The sequence below is a fragment of the Pseudomonas sp. 6D_7.1_Bac1 genome, assembly GCF_025465945.1.
In the GTDB taxonomy this organism is placed as follows: domain Bacteria; phylum Pseudomonadota; class Gammaproteobacteria; order Pseudomonadales; family Pseudomonadaceae; genus Aquipseudomonas.
Window position 1 is genome coordinate 43,460 of record NZ_JANLNW010000053.1, and the last position, 21,218, is coordinate 64,677.

General features: G+C 59.8%; 19 protein-coding genes and 1 riboswitch. Of the genes, 7 read left to right on the forward strand and 12 right to left on the reverse strand.

From position 1 onward, the window contains the following. Nucleotides 1-88: 88 nt before the first annotated feature. Together NTD87_RS14895 and NTD87_RS14900 are read right to left on the reverse strand one after the other, a co-directional pair. A complete protein-coding gene (locus NTD87_RS14895) occupies nucleotides 89-541 on the reverse strand; it encodes a DUF1249 domain-containing protein (protein WP_262114737.1) in 453 nt (150 codons plus the stop codon). Further along, on the reverse strand, nucleotides 532-1,149 hold the full coding sequence (locus NTD87_RS14900) for an NUDIX domain-containing protein (RefSeq protein WP_262114738.1): 618 nt from the start codon (nucleotides 1,147-1,149) through the stop codon (nucleotides 532-534). The genes NTD87_RS14895 and NTD87_RS14900 overlap by 10 nt, the downstream gene beginning before the upstream one ends. Nucleotides 1,150-1,373: 224 nt before the next feature. Here NTD87_RS14900 and NTD87_RS14905 point away from each other — a divergent pair, with 224 nt between their 5' ends. Then, nucleotides 1,374-2,120, forward strand: coding sequence for an RsiV family protein (locus tag NTD87_RS14905; protein WP_262114740.1), 747 nt, complete (start codon nucleotides 1,374-1,376; stop codon nucleotides 2,118-2,120). Here NTD87_RS14905 and cytX read toward each other — a convergent pair. Beyond that, on the reverse strand, nucleotides 2,089-3,381 hold the full coding sequence (cytX, locus tag NTD87_RS14910; protein WP_262114741.1) for a putative hydroxymethylpyrimidine transporter CytX: 1,293 nt from the start codon (nucleotides 3,379-3,381) through the stop codon (nucleotides 2,089-2,091). The two genes, NTD87_RS14905 and cytX, sit on opposite strands and share 32 nt — an antisense overlap. Before the next feature lie 151 nt (nucleotides 3,382-3,532). Continuing rightward, nucleotides 3,533-5,422: a phosphomethylpyrimidine synthase ThiC gene (thiC, locus tag NTD87_RS14915; protein WP_262114742.1), complete on the reverse strand. Its 1,890-nt coding sequence runs from the start codon at nucleotides 5,420-5,422 to the stop codon at nucleotides 3,533-3,535. Between the two features lie 172 nt (nucleotides 5,423-5,594). Then, nucleotides 5,595-5,700: riboswitch (TPP riboswitch) on the reverse strand. 196 nt (nucleotides 5,701-5,896) lie between these two features. On the opposite strand from thiC, the gene NTD87_RS14920 reads away from it, so the two are divergent. Next, on the forward strand, nucleotides 5,897-7,330 hold the full coding sequence (locus tag NTD87_RS14920) for a TolC family outer membrane protein (protein WP_262114743.1): 1,434 nt from the start codon (nucleotides 5,897-5,899) through the stop codon (nucleotides 7,328-7,330). A 130-nt stretch (nucleotides 7,331-7,460) separates the two neighbouring features. Here NTD87_RS14920 and waaA read toward each other — a convergent pair whose 3' ends face one another. Both waaA and NTD87_RS14930 read right to left on the reverse strand, forming a co-directional pair. Next, entirely contained in the window at nucleotides 7,461-8,732 is a 1,272-nt protein-coding gene (waaA, locus tag NTD87_RS14925; protein WP_262114745.1) for a lipid IV(A) 3-deoxy-D-manno-octulosonic acid transferase, read from the reverse strand. A 23-nt stretch (nucleotides 8,733-8,755) separates the two neighbouring features. Next, entirely contained in the window at nucleotides 8,756-9,646 is an 891-nt protein-coding gene (locus tag NTD87_RS14930) for a LysR family transcriptional regulator (RefSeq protein ID WP_262114747.1), read from the reverse strand. Nucleotides 9,647-9,749: 103 nt separating this feature from the next. Between NTD87_RS14930 and NTD87_RS14935 the strand changes: the two genes are divergently transcribed. From NTD87_RS14935 to NTD87_RS14950, 4 genes are all read left to right on the forward strand, one after another. Next, the gene (locus NTD87_RS14935; protein ID WP_123423818.1) at nucleotides 9,750-10,082 is read left to right on the forward strand and encodes a DMT family transporter; all 333 of its coding nucleotides are present in this window, start codon (nucleotides 9,750-9,752) and stop codon (nucleotides 10,080-10,082) included. Between the two features lie 250 nt (nucleotides 10,083-10,332). Continuing rightward, complete coding sequence (locus NTD87_RS14940; protein ID WP_262114748.1) at nucleotides 10,333-11,508, forward strand: NAD(P)/FAD-dependent oxidoreductase; 1,176 nt, start codon at nucleotides 10,333-10,335, stop codon at nucleotides 11,506-11,508. After that, complete coding sequence (locus NTD87_RS14945) at nucleotides 11,505-12,326, forward strand: aldo/keto reductase (RefSeq protein WP_262114749.1); 822 nt, start codon at nucleotides 11,505-11,507, stop codon at nucleotides 12,324-12,326. Before NTD87_RS14940 ends, NTD87_RS14945 begins: the two co-directional genes overlap by 4 nt. A gap of 26 nt (nucleotides 12,327-12,352) precedes the next feature. Beyond that, the gene (locus tag NTD87_RS14950; RefSeq protein ID WP_262114751.1) at nucleotides 12,353-13,318 is read left to right on the forward strand and encodes a metal ABC transporter ATPase; all 966 of its coding nucleotides are present in this window, start codon (nucleotides 12,353-12,355) and stop codon (nucleotides 13,316-13,318) included. 71 nt (nucleotides 13,319-13,389) lie between these two features. On the opposite strand, the gene hldE is transcribed toward NTD87_RS14950, so the two are convergent. From hldE to NTD87_RS14975, 5 genes are all read right to left on the reverse strand, one after another. Further along, nucleotides 13,390-14,811 carry a bifunctional D-glycero-beta-D-manno-heptose-7-phosphate kinase/D-glycero-beta-D-manno-heptose 1-phosphate adenylyltransferase HldE gene (gene hldE / locus NTD87_RS14955; RefSeq protein WP_262114752.1) on the reverse strand — a complete coding sequence of 474 codons (1,422 nt, stop codon included), beginning with the start codon at nucleotides 14,809-14,811 and terminating at the stop codon, nucleotides 13,390-13,392. Between the two features lie 103 nt (nucleotides 14,812-14,914). Then, the gene (gene cysC, locus NTD87_RS14960) at nucleotides 14,915-15,526 is read right to left on the reverse strand and encodes an adenylyl-sulfate kinase (protein ID WP_262114753.1); all 612 of its coding nucleotides are present in this window, start codon (nucleotides 15,524-15,526) and stop codon (nucleotides 14,915-14,917) included. Then, on the reverse strand, nucleotides 15,519-16,223 hold the full coding sequence (locus NTD87_RS14965) for a sulfotransferase family protein (protein ID WP_262114754.1): 705 nt from the start codon (nucleotides 16,221-16,223) through the stop codon (nucleotides 15,519-15,521). Before NTD87_RS14965 ends, cysC begins: the two co-directional genes overlap by 8 nt. Nucleotides 16,224-16,410: 187 nt before the next feature. Continuing rightward, the gene (msbA, locus tag NTD87_RS14970) at nucleotides 16,411-18,219 is read right to left on the reverse strand and encodes a lipid A export permease/ATP-binding protein MsbA (protein ID WP_262114755.1); all 1,809 of its coding nucleotides are present in this window, start codon (nucleotides 18,217-18,219) and stop codon (nucleotides 16,411-16,413) included. A gap of 15 nt (nucleotides 18,220-18,234) precedes the next feature. Next, complete coding sequence (locus tag NTD87_RS14975) at nucleotides 18,235-19,407, reverse strand: O-antigen ligase family protein (RefSeq protein WP_262114756.1); 1,173 nt, start codon at nucleotides 19,405-19,407, stop codon at nucleotides 18,235-18,237. A 108-nt stretch (nucleotides 19,408-19,515) separates the two neighbouring features. Here NTD87_RS14975 and NTD87_RS14980 point away from each other — a divergent pair, with 108 nt between their 5' ends. Further along, a complete protein-coding gene (locus NTD87_RS14980; protein ID WP_262114757.1) occupies nucleotides 19,516-20,121 on the forward strand; it encodes a toluene tolerance protein in 606 nt (201 codons plus the stop codon). On the opposite strand, the gene NTD87_RS14985 is transcribed toward NTD87_RS14980, so the two are convergent. Beyond that, a complete protein-coding gene (locus tag NTD87_RS14985) occupies nucleotides 20,107-21,210 on the reverse strand; it encodes a glycosyltransferase (RefSeq protein ID WP_262114758.1) in 1,104 nt (367 codons plus the stop codon). The genes NTD87_RS14980 and NTD87_RS14985 overlap by 15 nt on opposite strands. Nucleotides 21,211-21,218: the final 8 nt, after the last annotated feature.

Here is a 21,218-nt window from a genome sequence, read left to right on the forward strand (position 1 = left end):
AAGGCGTGATCACGCAGGTGAATAGGTGACGCAATTATGCTGGGGGAAATTCAAAAGAGGAAACCTGTGAACCTGACGCAGTTCACAACTAGCGCACGGCTTCGAACTCATGCCCGCAGGCCAGGCAATGACTCAGCCATTCGCCGAGGAACACATTGAGCTGGGCTTTTTCGTCCGGCTGGTGCATCAACGCATTCGGGTAAGGATAGATGCCGCGAAAGCGCCGCGCATGTTCGGCGCTGATGACTTCGGCCATGCGCGCGTCGTGGTAGACCTGAACTTCGAGCTGCGGCACCGGCAGCCACGGCAGGCTGTGCTCCTGGCGCACTCGCAGGGTCGTGGTGTATGGACAGGCTTGCAGCACTTCCAACATCAACACACCCAGCATCTGCTCGCCCTGGGTCATGGCAATGCGCCGGGCAGTCGGCTGGTTGCGCATCTCCGGCAACAGGCGCATCAGTCGGGCGTAGTTGGCCTCGCAGGCGCTTTGCAGCCCCACAAGGTCGACCCGATAACGATCGCGCTGTTTGTTTACGACCATAGCCCCCTCACTTCAACGCGGTTCAAAGCCAGCCATTGCAAGGCAATAATGCTTGCCGCGTTGGAAATCCGCCCATCACGTACGGCCTGCAGGGCATCTTCGAAATCCCAGACCGTGACGCGAATATCTTCTGCTTCCTCCGCCAGCCCATGCAGGCCGCCGGCCCCGGTACTGTCACACCGCCCCAGATACAAATGCACATATTCGGTACTGCCACCAGGCGACGGAAAATAATTGAGCATCGGCCACAGCGCAGTGAATACAAGTCCAGCTTCCTCCTGCGCTTCGCGGTGAGCAACTTCTTCCGGTATTTCGTCTCGATCGATCAGACCAGCGACCAGTTCGATCAGCCATGGGTTATCGACCTTGCCCAGTGCACCGGCGCGAAACTGCTCGATCAACACCACTTCATCCCGCTGCGGATCGTAGGGCAGCACACACACCGCGTCATGACGAACGAACAACTCGCGACTGATCTCGCGACTCATACCACCGGCAAACAGCTCATGACGCAGGTGCACGCGATCGAGCTTGTAGAACCCCTTGAAGCAGTTTTCGCTGCGCACGACGTCTACGATGGTCGGGGTGGCATTGGCAAAATCAGTCATAACAATCCTCGTTTACAGTCAATCCGCCCGAGGCTCCCCCTCAGGCTTCGCGCCATCCTAACGTGCTCACAGCGTTTGATGCAGCCTCTTTGCAATCGCCGGGATAGACGGCAGGGGAGCAAACCTACTCTAATTGATACTATTGAGCTTAGTGGCGAACCGACCGCCACGCTGGCAGTCGAAGCCGGTAACTTTTGCCTTTCACTGATTCATGAAGGACGCCCATGTCGCTGTTGAAAATCGCCTCCGTGGCCTGTATCGCCCTTACGCTCGGCGCTTGCCAAAGCCTGTTCCAGCCCAGCTATCGCGCGCCGCTGGCATCCACCAGCGATGCGTCCGAGCAGATCAAGCCCGGGTGCGACAGCCCCGACTGTCCGTTGGTGAATATCGACACGGTGCACTTCCCCAGCGAGCCGCAACTGGACCGGATCGTCGAGCAGCGCCTGCTGCAAATGACCCGCACATCAGCAGGTGCAGCGCTGCCAGCGTCGATCAACGCCTACCGGGAACAGTTTTTAAGCGAGTCAGGCAATCGCAACAGCAGCTACTTGCAAGCCAAGGTACGTGAGCAGCATGACGGACTGGTGATCGTTGAAGTGTCCAGCTATCTGGACACCGGGGCAGCCAATGGCACGCCGGGGCGAGGGTTCATCAATTACTCACGCCAGCAGCAAAAAGAGCTGAGCCTGCCCGACATGCTTCTGCCGGGCCAGGAAACGGCTTTCTGGAAGACCGCGCAGGTCGCCCACAATAGCTGGCTGATCAATTCGCAGATGGATCGGGACCCGGACTTTGTGAAGGCCTGGCCCTTCCAGAAAACCCCGAACGTGGCCCTGACCAGCGCCGGGGTGGTGCTCAAGTACAACGTGGCGACCATCGCGCCCTACTCGCTTGGCCTCATCGAAATGACCATCCCCTACGCCCGTCTCAAGGGTCAGATCAAGCCTGAGCTGGTGCCTGAGCGTAGCTGAAAACCCGACCCAGCAGCAGTTGCAGCAACCCGGCCAGTACCAGCGATGGCAGGGTTGCGCCGACTTGCGGATACAGATTCGCCAGTAAGTGATAGGTACTCACCCCGCCCAACCAGGCGAGCAATGCCGGCCAGCGCAAGGCGGCTGACGCAACCTGGGCACTGCGTTTGCGCAGGATAAAGTGATCCACCAGCACCACGCCGAACAGCGGCGCGAACACCGAGCCGATCAACAGCAGGAAGTTCTGGTACTGGGCCAATGGCGCCAGGCATGCGATCAGCGTGCAGATCACACCGATGGCCAAGGCCAGGTGTTCGACTTTCATGCGCAACAGAATCCCGCTGGACACCGCTGCCGAGTGAATGTCAGCGAAAGCGTTTTCCGACTCATCGAGCAGAATCAGCAACAGCGGAATGCCCAAACCGGCACCGGCCAGCGCCAACAGCAAGGCATTGACTTCACCGCTCGGGGCGAACGCCAGGGTGTAGGCAACGCCCAGGCTCATCAGCCAGAAGTTACCAATGAAGAAGCCCAGCGCCGTGCCGCCGAATACGCTTTTCGCACGCTTGCCGAAACGCGAGTAGTCGGCAATCAGTGGCAGCCACGAGAGCGGCATGGCAATGGCAATGTCAAAACCCACGGCGAACGGCATCGAACCGTCACCGGCCTGTGCCCACAACGCGGCCAGATCAGCTTTGGCGAAGAGGTTCCAGGTCAGCCAGATGCACGCTGCCAACAGCAGCCAGATGCCCCACTTGCGCAGGATCTTGCGGACGAACGTCAATGGACCGCTGACAGCGAGCAAGGTGGCCAGGGCGCCGAACACCAGCGTCCAGAGCAATGGACTGGCCATCAGACTACCGTCACTGAACGCACGGGTGCCAAGCAGGCTGGCGGCGTCGCGCATGACGATGATTTCGAACGAACCCCAACCGATCAGTTGCAGCAGGTTCAACAACGCCGGCAGGCTCGCGCCGCGACTACCGAGGCTGAGTTTGAGCGCGGCCATGGCCGAGAGGCCGGTATCGCTGCCGATCACCCCGACACACGCCAACAGCAGAACGCCGACCAGGGTGCCAAGGAAAATCGCCAGCAACGAGCCCGACAGACCCAGCCCCGGTGCTAGCAAGGCACCGGTCTGCAAGACCATCAGGCCGATGCCGAGGGAGAACCACAAGGAGAACAGATCGCGGGCACCGAATACACGCTGAGCCAGAGGCACGGCGTGGTCGGGGGAATAGGTACTGGGTTGAATGCTCAAGGGTGTTATCTCAGAGGAACATTTGTTGTTGTGTTGATTGCTATCGCGAGCAGGCTCGCTCCCACAGGGGATTTGTGAACGACACAGATCCAATGTGGGAGCGAGCCTGCTCGCGATGAGGCCTTTTCAGGCCCCACCCTTTCGGGTCAGATCAAACCTTTTTGTACAGCTGGCTGCCTTCCTGCTTGAAGCGCTCGGCCTGTTCGGCCAGACCCTTGGCGACTTCTGCATCGACGGTTTCGATCCGCTGGTTGGCCGCATATTCACGGACTTCCTGGGTGATTTTCATCGAGCAGAATTTCGGCCCGCACATCGAGCAGAAATGCGCGACCTTGGCCGAGTCCTTCGGCAGGGTTTCATCGTGGTACGAACGCGCGGTGTCCGGATCCAGGCCCAGGTTGAACTGGTCTTCCCAGCGGAACTCGAAACGCGCCTTGCTCAAGGCGTTGTCGCGAATCTGCGCGCCCGGATGCCCCTTGGCCAAGTCAGCTGCGTGGGCGGCAATCTTGTAGGTGATGATCCCGGTCTTCACGTCATCCTTGTTCGGCAGGCCCAAGTGCTCCTTCGGCGTGACGTAGCACAGCATGGCGCAACCGAACCAGCCGATCATCGCCGCACCGATGCCCGAGGTGATGTGGTCGTAACCCGGTGCGATGTCGGTGGTCAGCGGGCCAAGGGTGTAGAACGGTGCCTCGTCGCAGCACTCGAGCTGCTTGTCCATGTTCTCTTTGATCAACTGCATCGGCACGTGGCCCGGGCCTTCAATCATGCACTGCACGTCGTGCTTCCAGGCGATCTTGGTCAGCTCGCCGAGGGTTTCCAGTTCGCCGAACTGCGCTTCGTCGTTGGCGTCGGCAATCGAGCCCGGACGCAGGCCATCGCCCAGCGAGAAGCTGACGTCGTAGGCCTTCATGATTTCGCAGATGTCTTCGAAATGAGTGTAGAGGAAGTTCTCTTTGTGGTGCGCCAGGCACCACTTGGCCATGATCGAACCGCCACGGGAAACGATACCGGTCACGCGTTTTGCGGTCAGCGGCACGTAGCGCAGCAATACACCGGCATGGATGGTGAAGTAGTCGACGCCCTGCTCGGCCTGCTCGATCAGCGTGTCGCGGAACAGCTCCCAGGTCAGGTCTTCGGCAGCGCCGCCAACTTTTTCCAGGGCCTGATAGATCGGCACGGTACCGATCGGCACCGGCGAGTTGCGGATAATCCACTCACGGGTTTCGTGAATGTGCTTGCCGGTGGACAGGTCCATGACCGTGTCCGAACCCCAGCGAATGCCCCAGGTCAGTTTCGCCACTTCTTCTTCGATGGACGAACCCAGCGCGCTGTTGCCGATGTTGCCGTTGATCTTCACCAGGAAGTTACGGCCGATGATCATCGGTTCCAGTTCGGTGTGGTTGATGTTCGCTGGAATGATCGCGCGACCACGAGCGATCTCGTCACGGACGAACTCCGGGGTGATGATTTTCGGCACGCTGGCGCCAAAGCTGTGGCCGGCGTGTTGCTGATCCAGAAGACCTGCGGCACGGGCCACTTCGAGCTTCATGTTTTCGCGGATGGCGACGTATTCCATCTCGGCGGTGATGATGCCTTTGCGGGCGTAGTGCATCTGGCTGACGTTGGCACCCGGCTTGGCACGGCGCGGGTTGTTCACGTGAGCGAAACGCAGCTTGGTCAGCTCCGGATCGGCGAGGCGCTCCTGGCCGAAGTTCGAGCTCAGGCCGGCAAGACGTTCGGTGTCACCACGGGCTTCGATCCACGGCGAACGCACGTCGCCCAGGCCTTTGCGCACATCGATAATGACATTGGGATCGGTGTACGGACCCGAGGTGTCGTAGACCACGACCGGTGCGTTGATTTCGCCGCCAAAGTCGGTGGGAGTCACGTCGAGGCTGATTTCGCGCATCGGCACGAGGATGTCCGGGCGAGTGCCCTGGACATAAATTTTCTGCGAGCGGGTAAAGGGCTGAACCGATTGTTGATCGACCTTGGCCGAGTCACTCAGATTGATTGCATTTTTTGATTTTGTAGTCATCACGGGCTCTCCAGACTTCATCCAGGCAGTGGATTTTTTGTCGGAGCGAACCTGTAACGAATGGACGCAACCCACCAGTGAAAACTCCAGCTGGATGAGTGCTGTGCTGAGTGCACGAGAGCTGTTCGATTGTCGAACAACATCCCGGACGAAGCACAAGAGGACTCGCCGGGTGACGAGAAATCTTGTTCCCTACGCAGGCATAAACCTGATCAGGTTCAACGGGATCCGAAATTATTCGATCTCAGCCTCAAAGCAAGGCACCCCGACAAGAACCCGGTCAGTCTAGACACAACCGGCAAAGAACGCCAACACCGGTGCAAACAGCGTGATGAATGGCGTAATTACAGGATTGTTGCCGCAAGTTGGCGCCACTACACTCGCTACGCCATGCTGTGCCTTGACGCTCCAAAGCGTGCGCCGTAGCCTTGGCGCTCAAATTATCGCTGTAATAAAAATTTTAGGGATCGCCTCATGCTGCGCAAACTCTCACTGGCCCTCGCCGTGTCTTGTGCGTCCAATGGAATGGCCTGGGCAGCAGAAGCGCCCTTATCGACCAAGACTGACCTGGTCAGCGTCTACCAGGAAGCCGTCGACAACAACGCCGACCTCGCCGCAGCCCGCGCCCAATATGGCGCGCAAAAAGAAGTCGTGCCCCAGGCCCGCGCCGGCCTGCTGCCGAACCTCTCGGGTGGTGCCGAAGTCGCCGATGTGCGGACGAAAATCGACCAGCCCGCGGCCATTGCCAACCGCAGCGCCCACTTCTACCAAGCGACGCTGGCCCAGCCATTGTTTCGCGCCGATCGCTGGTTCCAGTTTCAGGCGGCCAAGGACGTCAACGAGCAAGCGGCGCTGCAACTCTCGGCGACCGAGCAGAACCTGATCCTGCAAAGCGCCGAAAGCTACTTCAACGTGCTGCGCAGCCAGGACAACCTGGCCTCGACCAAGGCCGAGGAAGCGGCGTTCAAGCGCCAGCTCGATCAGTCCAATGAGCGCTTCGATGTGGGCCTCTCGGACAAGACCGACGTGCTGCAATCGCAAGCCAGTTACGACACCGCACGCGCCAACCGGATCCTCGCCCAGCGCCAGGTGGATGACGCCTTCGAAACGCTGATCACCCTGACCAACCGTCAGTACAACTCGATTCAGGGCATCGTCCACACCTTACCGATCCTGCCGCCGACGCCGAACGACGCCAAGGCCTGGGTCGAGACCGCCGCCAAGCAGAACCTCAACCTGCTGGCCAGCAACTACGCGGTCAGCGCCGCTGAAGAGACCCTCAAGCAGCGCAAGGCCGGTCACGCACCGACCCTCGACGCCGTGGCGCAGTACAAGACCGGTGACAACGACGCGCTGGGCTTCAGCAACCCGAGCCCCTTTGGTCAACCGTACGGTGGCACCGTCTCGCAAAGTACGCTCGCCCTGCAATTGAACATTCCGATCTACAGCGGCGGGCTGACCAGCTCGCAGGTTCGCGAGTCGTACTCGCGCCTTGATCAAAGCGAACAGCAACGCGAAGCACTGCGCCGGCAAGTGGTGGAAAACACCCGCAACCTGCATCGCGCGGTCAATAGCGATGTCGAGCAGGTGCAGGCACGCCGCCAGTCGATCATCTCGAACCAGAGCGCGGTGGAAGCCACGGAGATCGGTTATCAGGTGGGCACGCGCAATATCGTCGACGTGCTCGACGCCCAGCGTCAGCTGTATACCTCGGTGCGCAACTACAACAACAGCCGCTACGACTACATCCTCGACAACCTGCGCCTGAAGCAGGCGGCCGGCACCCTGAGCCCGGGCGACTTGCAGGACCTGAAGCGCTACCTCAAGGCCGACTACAACCCGGACAAGGACTTCCTGCCACCGGACCTGGCCAAGGCTGCGGCGGAACAGCTGAAGGCTAATCCTTGAAATAGCAAGCGCACTCCATGTGGGAGCGAGCCTGCTCGCGATAGCGGTGGATCAGTCAACATTGATCTTGAATGTGCTGCCGCCATCGCGAGCAGGCTCGCTCCCACAGGTTCTGTGCCTTAACCGACGATCAAATCAACCTGTCCAACCCATCCAGCAACCGCTGCAAGGCGCCTTGATTGGCGCGCATCACGCTCAGCCCCGCCTCCGCCATCCGCTGCGCATCGCGTGGCAACTCAAACAGCCGCTGCACCGCCAGCGCCAGTCCATGGGCGTCGTCCACTTCCTGCAACGCCTTGGCACTGCGCATCAGCGCGGCGATCTCAAGGAAGTTGAACAGGTGCGGCCCGCTCAGCACCGGTTTAGCCAGTGCTGCCGGCTCCAGCAGGTTATGCCCGCCATTAGGCACCAGACTGCCGCCGACAAACGCGCTGTCGGCCAACGCGTAGAGAAACAGCAACTCGCCCATGGTGTCGCCGAGCAGCACCGAAGTGTCGGCGCGGACCGTTTCACCGGTCGAGCGACGGATCGTGGCGAAGCCTTGCTGCTGGCAGAGCTCGAACACCGGGTTGAAGCGCTCGGGATGACGCGGCACCAGAATCAGCAGCGCATCGGGATGGCTGGCGAGCAACTGTCGATGGGCCGCCAGCACCACTTCGTCTTCACCTTCATGGGTGCTCGCGGCGATCCACACCGGACGCTCGACCGCTTGCCATAGCTGCCGCAACTCGGCGGCGCGCTGCAGCAGCTTTGGGTCGATACTCAGGTCGAACTTGATCGAGCCGGTCACTTCAACCGTTTCCGAACGCGCACCCAGTTGCCGAAAACGCTCGGCTTCGGCCTCGGTCTGCACCGCGAACAGGCTCATCTCGGCGAGCATCGGCTGGGTCAACTTTGCGAAACGGCCGTAGCCCTTGGCCGAGCGTTCCGAGAGCCGGGCATTGGCCAGCGCCACCGGAATCCCGCGTTTGGCGCACTGATGAATGTGGTTGGGCCACAACTCGGTTTCCATGATCACCGCCAGTTTCGGCTGGACCCTGTCGAGGAACCGCGCCGCCGCACAGGGCAGATCGTAAGGCAGGTAGCAGTGCTGGATGCGCGGCTCATTGGCGAACATCGCGTGAATCCGCTCGGAGCCGGTCGGGGTCATGCAGGTCACGGTAATCGGCAGCTGTGGATAACGTTCGAGCAAGGCGCGAATCATCGGCGCGGCGGCGATGCTTTCGCCGACCGACACCGCGTGCACCCAGATGCCGCCGGGCTTCATCACCGGCAAACCGATGGAGAAGCGCTCGCCAATGCGCTTGGCGTACGCGGGCGCCTTGCGCGAGCGCAACCACAGCCGAATTGCTACCAGTGGCAGCCCCAGGTAAAACAGCGCGGTATAGAGAGTTCTATTCATGGCGGCGGAGTTTATCGGCTTTTTTAGCCGATCGCCTGCAAGTGGACGGCAAAACGTTCCGCCAACCAACGCGCGGCCGGCCCCAGTGGTTCATCACGCCGCCAGACCAGTTCCACCACCAAGGCCGGCGGGGTCCATTCGCTGACCAGTTCGACCATCTGCCCTTGATACGCCGGGTATTGCACCACATGCCGCGGCAGCCAGGCCCAACCCAGACCACGCATCAGCCACTCGGCCATCACGTAAAAACTGTCGGCGCGCCAGACTTGCGGGCTGGCTTGCTCACTGCCGGGGTAAACACTGGAGTGCGTGGCCATCAGCAGTTGTCGATGCTGTGCCAGTTGCTGGCAATCGACCTGTCCGCCAGCAGCCAGCGGGTGCCCGACCCCGCACACCGTGACCATCTCGACACTGCCCAACACCCGACGCTCCAATGCCTCGGGGATCTGCTCATGATAAAACAGCAAGCCCAGATCGGCCCGGCGCTCTACCAGTTTGCGCGCCACATCGCCCTGAGCGGCGCTGGCCAGTTGCACTTCCAGACTGGGAAATTGCTTGGCCAATGCTTCGAGGCTGTCGAGCACCGGCTGATAAGGCATGGCCTCATCCTGCGCCAGACGCAGCCGCGCTTCCTGACCACGCATCAACGCCAACGCCCGGCCATTGAGGCGCTCGCACTGACGCAAGACTTCCCGCGCTTCTTCGAGCAACGCGCTGCCGGCTTCGGTCAGGCGCGGCTGGCGGCCGCTGCTACGATCGAACAGGTTCACGCCAAGGTCTGCTTCAAGCAGCGCAATTGAACTACTGACCGCCGACTGTGCCTTACGTTGGTCCCGCGCGACAGCCGAAAACGAACGCTGCTCGGCGACGCTGACGAACAAACGCATCTGCTCCAGACTCCATTGCACACTCATGACTCAACCCATCTTGAATTCAGATAGGTAATGACTTTACCCCATCTCCAGAGTCTCTAGAATGCCGACCTTATCAAGTAGGTCCAAACACGAGGAACGCCCCATGAACGCTTACTACTACCTGGCTATCGCCATCTGCGCCGAAGTGATCGCCACCGTATCGATGAAAGCGGTCAAGGGCCTGAGCACGCCAATCCCACTGTTGTTGATCACTGTCGGCTACGGCATCGCGTTCTGGATGCTCACCCTGGTGGTGCGCACCATCCCGGTTGGCGTCACCTACGCCGTGTGGGCCGGCATGGGCATCGTGATGGTCAGCATCGCGGCGCTGTTCCTCTACGACCAGAAACTCGACATCCCGGCCATGCTTGGCATGGCGCTGATCGTGCTGGGCGTGGTGGTCATCCAGCTGTTCTCGAAAACCGCGGGGCACTGAAGCCCAAACCTATCCATTGTGGCGAGGGATCTTGCTCCCGTTCGGGTGCGCAGCAGCCGCAAATGAACCGATGCGGTCTATCCAAAATCCTCAGTTTCAGGTTTTGGGGCCGCTTCGCGACCCAGCGGGAGCAAGCTCCCTCGCCACAGGTTGGTGCATGGCCTGACCCACCACCTGTTGATCACCAGCAAAACCTCTAATCTTCGAGTCTGTATACTGCGCCTCTAGTCTTGAACTCCGAGGTCGCTGCATGCCATCCGTTATTTCCACCGACGTGCTGATTGTCGGCGCTGGTGTCGCCGGCCTCTGGCTGAACGCACGCCTGCGGCGCCAGGGTTTTTCGACCGTGCTGGTGGAAAGTGCCAGCCTCGGCGGTGCGCAGAGCATGAAATCCCAAGGGATCATCCACGGCGGCGCCAAGTATGCGCTGCACGGCGCCCTGACCGGCGCCTCGGAAGCAATTGCCGACATGCCGCGACGCTGGCGTGAAGCACTGGCCGGCAACGGCGAGCTGGACCTGTCCGGTGTGCGCCTGCTCTCCGAAGCCCACTATCTGTGGTCGCCTGGCACCCTCGCTGGCAACCTCACGAGTTTCTTCGCCAGCAAAGCCGTGCGCGGCCGGGTCGATCAGGTCAAGGGCGAGCAGCTGCCGCCAGCGCTGCAAGACAAACGCTTCAAGGGCAAGGTCTATCGCCTGGCGGAATTGGTGGTCGACGTGCCAAGCCTGATCGCACGCCTGGCCGAGCTGGCCGGTGATGGCCTGCTGGCCGGGCAGAAGATCGAGCCACTGCTGGAAAACGGCGAACTGGTCGGCCTGCGGGTCGATGAGCGTGAAATCCGCGCACAACGCATCGTCCTCAGCGCCGGCGCTGGCAATGCCGACTTGCTCACCGCACTCGGCCTGAGCCAGCCGGCCATGCAACGTCGGCCACTGCACATGATCATTGTCAAAGGCCCGAGCCTCAAACCGCTGTACGCTCATTGCCTGGGCGGCGGACCAAAGCCGCGCATCACCGTCACCACCCACCCGGCCGCCGATGGCCAATGGATCTGGTACCTGGGCGGTGATATCGCCGAAGCCGAAGGCGTGGCTCGCGAACCCGCTGCGCAAATCGCCGCCGCACAGAAAGAACTCGCTAACCTGTTGCCGTGGGTCGACCTCAGCCAGGCGCAATGGGCAACCTTGCGGGTCGAGCGCGCCGAACCACTGCAATCGGGCCTGACCCGCCCGGACAATGCCTTTCTCGCCGAGCAGGATCGCCTGCTGGTGGGCTGGCCAACCAAACTGGCGCTGGCACCCGACTTCTCTGAGCGGGTGCTGGCGTCGCTGCAACGCGACGGCATTCAGCCCAGCCACCCGGCTCCGCTGCCAGCCCTGCCAAAACCACCGATGGGGCAGCCTGCCTGGGAGCAACTGCTGCCATGAACCAGGCCACCCTACACGACCTGCATCGCCCGTTGGGCAGCACTGGCCTGCTGGTTTCGCCGCTGGGCCTGGGCACGGTGAAACTTGGCCGCGATCAAGGGGTGAAATACCCCAATGGCTTCCAGATCCCGGACGATGATGAAGCGCGCAGGCTGCTCAAGCTGACTCGCGACCTGGGCATCAACCTGATCGATACCGCACCCGCCTATGGCCGCAGCGAAGAACGCCTCGGCCCTTTGCTGCGCGGTCAGCGTCAGGATTGGGTGATTGTCAGCAAGGTCGGTGAAGAGTTCGTCGATGGCCTATCGCACCACGACTTCAGCGCTGCGCACACACGGTTTTCCGTCGAACGCAGCCTGCAACGCCTGGAAACCGACTTTATTGATCTGGTGCTGGTGCATTCGGACGGCAACGATCTGGCGATCCTCAACGAGTGCGAGGTCTACCAGACGCTCGCCGAACTCAAGCGCGAAGGCAAGATTCGCGGCTTCGGGTTTTCCGGCAAGACCGTCGATGGCGGCCTGAAGGCTCTGGAACAAGGCGATTGCGCCATGGTCACCTACAATCTCAACGAGCAGGCCGAGCGGCCAGTCATCGACTACGCTGCTGCCCACGGCAAAGCCATCCTGGTGAAGAAGGCCCTGGCCAGTGGTCACGTCTGCCTCAGCCCAGGTGTGGACCCGGTACGCGCCAGCTTCGAACTGTTGTTCGCGCAACCCGGTGTCGCCAGTGCTATTGTCGGGACCATTAATCCGCTGCACCTCGCCCACAATGTGGCGACTGTTGCTCAAGTTCTAGGGTCTGTTGACGTTTGGTGACGACCGCGACGCAAGAAGGAGCCGACATGCCGCGAACGCTCATAAGAAAGAACCCCAGCAACTTCAAGACCCTGCCGTTATACGTCGAAGCGACTCCCGAAGGCCTGAGTTATCAGAGTGTCGGGAGGCCGCTGAACTTCTCCCAGACCCTGCAACGTCGGCGCCCGGTCACCGTGGCCAATCCCGAGCATTTTTCGCTGGAACTGGCCAACCTCGGCGTCTCGGTACGCCTGACCCTGCACTGGCAAAATCGCGATTACTGGGTGCTGGTCCGCCAACGTCGTCAGGACCGTGGCGACGTGGTGCTCAAACTGATCTCCGGTTATGTCCCGGCCCACGAACTGAACCTGCCGCTGCATACGGCCATTCAGGAGATCGCCGAAGAATGCCTGCTGGAAACCCCGGAAGGCTGGCTCGGCGGGCGCTTCAATGACACCTGGTTGCCCGCGCCCTACGCCACCGCGCTGCATTACCGTGAAGCGCTGCCGTTTCGCCTGACACCGTTGTCTGGCGCTGCACGTCCGGTGCGTTGCGCCAATATGCAGCTGATCGAGCGCCCACAGGCCTATGTGCATTTGCCCACGGCGTCGTTGCAGTTGATTTACGATTTGCGCCTGGACGTGCCCAAGGAAGCCAAGTCCCTGAGCCTGTTCCATGTCGATGAACGTCTTGAAGGTGATCAACTGGTCGCACGCCTGGATCGCAAGCGCCCCGACCTGTACCTGATGCCGCTTGAGGATGGCCAGCCGTTGCCTGAGCTCTACACCCTGAAAAAAGATCAGCTTTACCCCGCGAGCACACGCGGACTGTATCTGGCAGAAAGTTTTGCCCGGCAGGAAGGCTGGCTGGTGCGTGACGAGCGGATTCGCTGGAAGGACTGGCTCAAGCAGCAGGGCTTGAGCCAACCGGGCAAGGCATCAGGTTTCAGCCGATTGACCGGCAAGGCCAAACTGCTGCTGAAGAAAATCGTGCCGCGCAAGGTGGCAAGATAAGTCGGCCACCACATAATACCTGTGGCGAGGGAGCTTGCTCCCTCGCCACAACAAGCTCCGGCACCACAGTTTCAGGTCTTGCGGATTTTCTCGACGATGGCGGTGGTCGAGCTGTTTTCCACCAGCCCCAGCACTTTCACTGTTCCGCCGTAAGCGCTCACGATGTCGGCGCCGACCACCTGGTCGATCCCGTAATCGCCGCCCTTGACCAACACGTCCGGCTTGACCTGACTCAGAAGGTTTTCCGGAGTGCCTTCAGGGAAGCTGATCACCCAGTCCACCGCACCCAGACCCGCCAGCACCGCCATGCGTCGGTCAACGCTGTTGATCGGCCGCCCAGGACCTTTCAAGCGGCTCACCGACGCATCGTCGTTGACTGCGACGATCAAACGATCGCCCTGGGCTCGCGCCTGCTCCAGGTAGGTCACGTGGCCCGCGTGGAGGATGTCGAAGCAGCCGTTGGTGAAAACGATTTTCTCTTTGTGCGCTCGAGCGTCGTCGACTGCCAGCAACAATTGTTCAAGTCCCAGGACACCACGCTCGGAACCCTCTTCACGCTGAATCGCGCGCCGCAGTTCCGGCGCGCTGATAGCCGCCGTACCCAGCTTGCCGACCACGATGCCGGCGGCCAGGTTGGCCAGGGCCACCGCATGCGGCAGTTCTTCGCCGGCAGCGATCGCCGCCGCCAGGGTAGAAATCACCGTGTCACCGGCACCGGTCACGTCAAACACTTCACGGGCCCGTGCGGGCAAGTGCAACGCTGGATGATCAGGGCGCAGCAAGGTCATGCCGTGCTCGCCACGCGTCACCAGCAAGGCGCCGAGATCAAGATCGTGCATCAACTGCGCGCCCTTGCTCACCAAATCGTGCTCATCGACGCAACCGCCAACGATGGTTTCAAACTCGCTGAGGTTCGGGGTGATCAGGCTGGCACCGCGGTAAATCGAGAAGTCCTTGCCTTTGGGATCAGCCAGCACCGGAATGCCACGGGCACGTGCGGCCTGGATCAGCACCTGATGGTTCTTCAACGCGCCTTTGCCATAGTCAGACAACACCAGCACCTTGATGCCTTCAAGCAGGCCGTCGACTTCAGCGCCGAGCGCCAGTGCGTCAGTGGCAAAAGGTTCTTCAAAGTCGATACGCAGCAATTGCTGGTGACGACTCATGACCCGCAGCTTGACGATGGTCGGCTGATGCGCGATGCGCTGAAACAACGCCCGCACACCAGCGCCTTTAAGGCTATTGGTCAGGCTGTCGGCGGCTTCGTCATCGCCGGTCACACCGACCAGGGACGCCGGCGCGCCGAGCGCGGCAATGTTCAAGGCAACGTTGGCAGCACCGCCCGGGCGGTCTTCGATTTGCTCGACCTTGACCACCGGCACCGGTGCCTCAGGAGAAATCCGTGAGGTACCACCATGCCAGTAACGGTCGAGCATGACATCGCCGACCACCAAGACAGGGGCTTGATCGAATCGCGGCATGGACAACTTCATGGAGCAACCCACATACAAAATGAACAGGGGCGCGATATTAGCACAGGGTGGGCGCTGCCTAGTCCGACAGCTTCACCGGGCACGTATCACGCCTCTATATTGTTCATTTTTTAAGTAAAACCGCTAGAACATGCTGCACGGCGTCGGCCAGTTCGACCTCGTCGGTGTTGATTTCACAGTCTGCCTGCAGCGGCGCTTCGTAAGGGCTGTCGAGACCGGTGAAGTCCTTGATTCGCCCTTGCAGCGCGGCTTGATACAAGCCCTTGGGATCGCGCCGGGCACAGATCTCGAACGGCGTGCTGACATACACCTCAAGAAACTCGTCCTCGCGAAACAAGGCTCTGGCCGACGCTCGATCGGCCTGAAACGGCGAAATCGCCGAGACAATCACAATCAGCCCCGCATCGACCATCAACCGCGCCACCTCGGAAATACGCCGGATGTTTTCCTTGCGCGCGGCGTTCCCCATGCCCAGGTCATTGCACAAACCGCTACGCAGGTTGTCACCATCGAGCACAAAGGTATGGCGCCCCTGCTCATTGAGTTGCAACTCCAGCGCATTGGCCAATGTCGACTTGCCAGCACCGGACAGCCCCGTCAGCCACAGACAGCAAGGTTGTTGATGCTTGAGCGCGGCTCTGGCAGTGGGTGACAACGACAATGCGTAAGGGCGAATGTGCGGCGAAGGTGCAGCAGCGACCGGCGACTTATTCATAATCAAGTACCTCGTAATCACGCTGATAAGTTCGCCGTATCAGGCGCCGCGTGCGCACCGAGCAGAAATCGCGTACGGGCTCGGAGCGACGCTCTTGCGAAATGTTCAGATGAGGCAACGATGAACTCATGCCGAGATGCTGGCAGAGCAACTGGAAGTCTCGCTCCAGATGTTCCTGATAACCGACGAAATCCATCGCCATGCGTCCCATGGAGTCATTCAAAAAGTCGGTTTGCGGTGCGAAGTGAAGCTGTTTGCGGATGTTCTCCGGGTGCAGCCAACGCCCGACAAAATCATCAAAATCCCTGTAACTGTTGACCAGCAGCTGAGCCGGTTCGTCTCGTTGGGGCAACTGGTTACTTCGCAAATAGGCATAGGCAGAATAAGCCCGCTCCAACGGATCGCGGACAAACGCGAATTTGAAGCTGCGTGCGTAGTGTTCGGGAAACTGCTGTTCGTACCAGTACAGCGGCAAGTGCCCTGGCGTCCAACCGTTGAACAGCGCCGAGCACACGCTACTGCCGGCACATTTCGGAACATGGATGAACAGGCATGAGCCCTGCTGAAATTGCGCAGGAAAGAGTGTGTTGCCTGACATCGACTTGTTCACTGCTTGCCGGTCAACGACCGACAAACGTCCCAATAAAAAGCTGCGCTGGGTTTTGGGGAGTAATTTCCAGAGATGACGTTGCAACATTCCAGTCCCCGCACGAGAAGGTTATCCCCCCCGTTTGCATTCAAAATCGAGGCAGGAACCATAACAAGTGCGGCACGCAGAATTATTTAGGCTTGGTCAAGTATGTAAAGGGCTGGATACAAATCGCCGGACGCGTTGCGCGCCCGGGAGGCTGACAGGGTGAGCGGCGCCCACCCTGGAGTCGATATCAGGCGATGTCCACCGGAGACGGTTCGTCCAGCCCCATGGCATGCAGGCGCGAGTAGTACCCGCCCTGTGCCAGCAACTGCGCATGGGTACCGCGCTCGACAATTTCACCGTGGTCCATCACCAGGATCTGATCGGCCTTTTCGATGGTCGACAACCGGTGTGCGATCACCAGCGTGGTACGGCCCTTCATGACCTTGTCCAGCGCTGCCTGAATATGCCGCTCGGACTCGGTGTCCAGTGCCGAAGTCGCCTCATCGAGAATCAGCAACGGTGCGTTTTTCAACAAGGCCCGGGCAATGGCCAGACGCTGACGTTGACCACCGGACAGCAATACCCCGTTCTCGCCGACTTCGGTGTCCAGGCCGTGCGGCAACTGGGAGATGAAGTCCATCGCATAAGCATCCTGCGCGGCTTTCTCGATGTCTGCCCGAGGAGCCCCGGCCAGATCACCGTAGGCGATGTTGTTGGCCACGGTATCGTTGAACAGCGTGACGTGTTGCGTGACCTGAGAAACATGCTTGCGCAAGTTACGCAGGCGATAGTCTTCGATCTCCACTTCATCGAGCAGTATTTGCCCCGCTTCATGGTGGTAGAAGCGCGGGATCAGGCTGGCCAGCGTCGACTTGCCACTCCCTGAGCGCCCCACCAGTGCAATCATCTGCCCTGGCGCTGCGCTGAAGCTGATGTTTTTCAGCACTTCGCGATCGGTACCCGGGTAAGTGAAACTCAGGTTGTGTACATCCAGACGACCGCTGATTCGCTCTCGCTCGACGGTGCCGTTATCGATTTCCGGCTCGACATCCAGTTGCTCGAAAATACTTTCGGCACCGGCCACGCCTTTCTGAATGGTCGAGCTGACTTCCGACAGTTGACGAATCGGCTTGGGCAACAAGCCCGCAGCCGTGATGTAGGCCACCAGATCACCGGCCGTCGCATCGCCACGCAGATACAGCACCAGAAACATCAATGCCGCCATGGCGCTATAGATCACCAGTTGCAGTGCAGGGGTATAGATAGCGCTGGTTCTGGTCATGCGCAGTTGCTTGTCGGTGTTGCTCTGACTGGCCCTGGCAAAGCGCTGTTGCTCGTAGCCTTCACCGCCGAAGCTGCGAACCACGCGATAGCCCTGAATGGTTTCGGACGCGACGTGAGTCACGTCACCCATCGCCACCTGAATCCGCTTGCTCTGCTTGCGGAATTTCTTGCTGGTATTGCCGACCATGAAGGAAATCAGCGGCAGAATCGCCAGCATCACCAGGGTGAGCTTCCAGTTCATCCACAGCAGATAGGCAAACAGGAAGACCACCGTCAGACCTTCACGAATCACCACCTTGATGGCGTCGGTTGCCGCGCCGGTGACCATGGTCACGTTGAAGGTAATACGAGAGATCAGATGCCCGGAGTTGTGGGTATCGAAATAGCGGTTAGGTAACACCAGCAGTTTGTTGAACAACTCCACCCGCAGGTCATGCACCAGCCCCAGGGAAACCTTCGCCAGGTAGAAGTTGCTCAGGAACGAGCCAAGCCCTTGCCAGGCAGCGATCAAGATGATCAACAGCGGCACGGCAACCAGCAACTTCAATTCCCGTAGATACGGAGTGTGGGGGAAAAGCACCGCTTCGGGGTTGCTCAAGCCATCGACGAAATACTTGAGAATCCCGGCCAGCATCGGCTGGGTGGAAGCAAATATCACGAAGCCCACGATACTCAGCAGGAAAATGCCAACATAGGGTTTTACGTACCCCAAGAGCCGAAAATAGATTTTCAGGCTGGAATCCTGTTCCGCTTTAGGCGGTGCTTCACTCATCGTAGAGCTCACTGGTTAGGAAGAACGCGAAATTTTATCACAAGCGTCGGATTTGGCCCGCGCCCATACCAATACACTGGCCAGGCCAACGGGTAGCCAACTGATGAACCATTCGGCTCGTGGTGATCCACTGATGCTGGCAGCATCGAATTGCATGGCCAGGAACGAGAACATCCAGATCCCGATGATGCCCTGGCCATAAAGCGTTTCACGGGCTCGCCACGCCTCACGCAATACCGAAAACCAGATCACGCACCACAGCAATAGCCCTGTCAGCCCCAACTCGATCGCGATGTGGGTGAACAGGTTGTGTGCATGATCAAAATAAATGCCTTCGGCAAGGACCGTATAGGCAGAGCCCAACCCCAGACCACGCACGGGATGTGCACTGATCATGTTCAGGCTGGACATCAGTATTTGCGGCCGGAACGAGGTACCACGAGCCAACACCAGCGATTCGAGAAGCCAGAACGCCAATATTGCCAGCAGCATTGCGGCGACAGCGATGTACCGGCTCCGACGGTCGCGACACCAGACAGGCATTGCCACCAGCGTCACCAACAGGGCCAGCGCGGCACCACGACTCTGGGACAGCATGACAAAACCTGCAAGCAACGCCAGCGCGACCGCCCAGACCATCTGCAGCCTGCGGGTCTGCGGGACCCAGTGCGACATCCAGACCGCCGCCAGCCCTATCACGTAACCACCCAGGATCGGATGTTCCAGTTGCCCCAACCCTTCAAGGCGCACCGACCAATGGTTGCCTTCGATCCAATAGAACTTGATGACCGCCAGCAGCGCGGACAATGCCAGACCCAGACCGCCCCATTGCATGACGCGAATCACCCGCTCCGGACGGGCGTTGGCAAATACCGGAAAAAACAGCAGGAACACCACGATATACAACAGGCGTTTTGCGCCGCGCGACGGGTCATCATCGTGAGTCCATAACAAGCTGAGCAGCGACCACAGCACCAGCCCGAGCAGTCCCAGGCAGAACATGCGCTGCTCTCGCCAAAGCTCACCCAGTCGAGCACGTGCCGGCCAGGCAAAAATCATTGCCGGCAACCAGAGAAACACAGTCAACCCTTGCTGATAGATTTTGTTGGTAGGCGCAAAAGCGATGGCCAGCAAATACCACAGTAAACCTATCGTCATCCATACCTGCGCCCAGCGAGTTGCGTGCATCGATTTGCTCATAAACGGTCTACCCATCCAACCCTGCATGGTTAAAACACGAACTTTTCGGCATCATTGCCTCCCACTGTACCGGCATTTCCTACAAGGTTTCCTACAATGCAATCTTCCCGGCTTCCCCAAGCCACGCTAAATCAGATGATTGAAGGCGCCAGAATACTGGAGACTGACAGTTTCGGCCCGAAAGTCTATCTGTTGCAGGATGGGAATATCCTCAAACTGTTTCGCCGCAAGCGCTTTTTTTCATCGGCGCTGTTTCGCCCCTACTCGAAACGCTTCATCGACAACGCTGTCGAGCTACAAAGGCTTGGCGTGCCGACCTTGCAATCCCTGGCGTTCTATCAACTGCACACGTCTGGCATGACCGCCGTGCTTTACCGGCCACTGCCGGGTGAAACACTGCGCCAGCTATCCGGCAAGGATGACTTCAACTGGCAGCACGCCCTCCCGGAACTGGTGGAACTGATTCGTTGCCTTCATACCTCGGGGATCTACTTTCGCTCATTGCATCTGGGCAACATTGTCGTCACACCCGACAACCAGTTCGGTCTGATCGATGTCTCGGATATGCGCTTCTTGCGCGCTCCGCTGCCAAGACATCTGGCCAAACGCAACCTGCAGCACTTCGCCCGTTATATTGCCCGGGAGCAGCTGAACGGGACCTTTCCGATGCAAGCATTGGAGCGGGCCTTACTGCCTGCATGACAATAACGCCCGGACCGCCTGACTGAAACCCAGCCAGGCCTTGTCCGGCGCGAGAGCCTCGTATTGCTCTGCGGCGACAGCCTCAGGGCGAGCGTTGAACGCCTGCACGATGATGTCGCTCCAGGCACTCACATCGCCTGCGGGAGCGTACCAACCGGTACCTGCCAATTGCTCACGGAACACCGCCAGTTCGCTGCTTAGTACCGGAATGCCCGCCATGACCGCTTCCTGCAGAATCAACCCCAGACCTTCGTCAAGGGACGGGATCGCCACCCAGTCAAATGCACTGTAAAGCGTCGCGACATCATTCAAGTAACCCGGCAACGACACGTTGCCGCGCAGCCCCCATTGATCAATCTGCGCCTCCAGCGCTGCCCGCGCAGACCCTTCGCCAATAATCACCAGGCGCAAGTCAGGCTGATGTACCAACGCTGCCGCAAACGCTTCTAGTAAACAGGCAAATCCCTTGTCGTTCACCAGGCGACCTACCGCTCCGAGCACCCAAGGGGCCTCGATGGGCAGTCCCAATCGGGTACGGGCCTGCGCACGCGGTACAACGGCTGCGCGAAAGGCAACGGGATCGAATGCACTGCGCAGCGCAGTGACCGGTACTTGCAAGTCGCTCTGCAGCGACGAAGCCAGGGTCTGAGAAACAGCCGCTACGGTCAGCCGTGAAGAGGGGAACTGGTGAAACAGCTTTCGATCAGCCGAATGCAGCCGTGTACTGCCATGAAAAATCACCACCGCGCGTAACTGCGGCAATTTATTCAGAACCGGCAACAACGCACGTGCCACGCCCATGCCATCGAGCAGCACTACGCTAGCGCCGCTTTCCAGCAGAGCCTGCTTGAACTCCGCCCGCATCCAGGGTTTCACCAGCCACCAGAGTTGCTTGCCCTTCAACCGCTCGGTAGATAGATTCCATTCACGGATTTCGCCCACATCAAGCACGCAATCATCCGCAGATCCCTGCAACAGCCAAGTCTTGACCGGCGTCGCAGGCTCGATCTGAGAAAGTATTTGCTGGTGAACCTTATGAACCGAGGCAAACGCAGAGCCGCCTGCCCACATGATGTTCAGGATAGTCATCAGGCAAG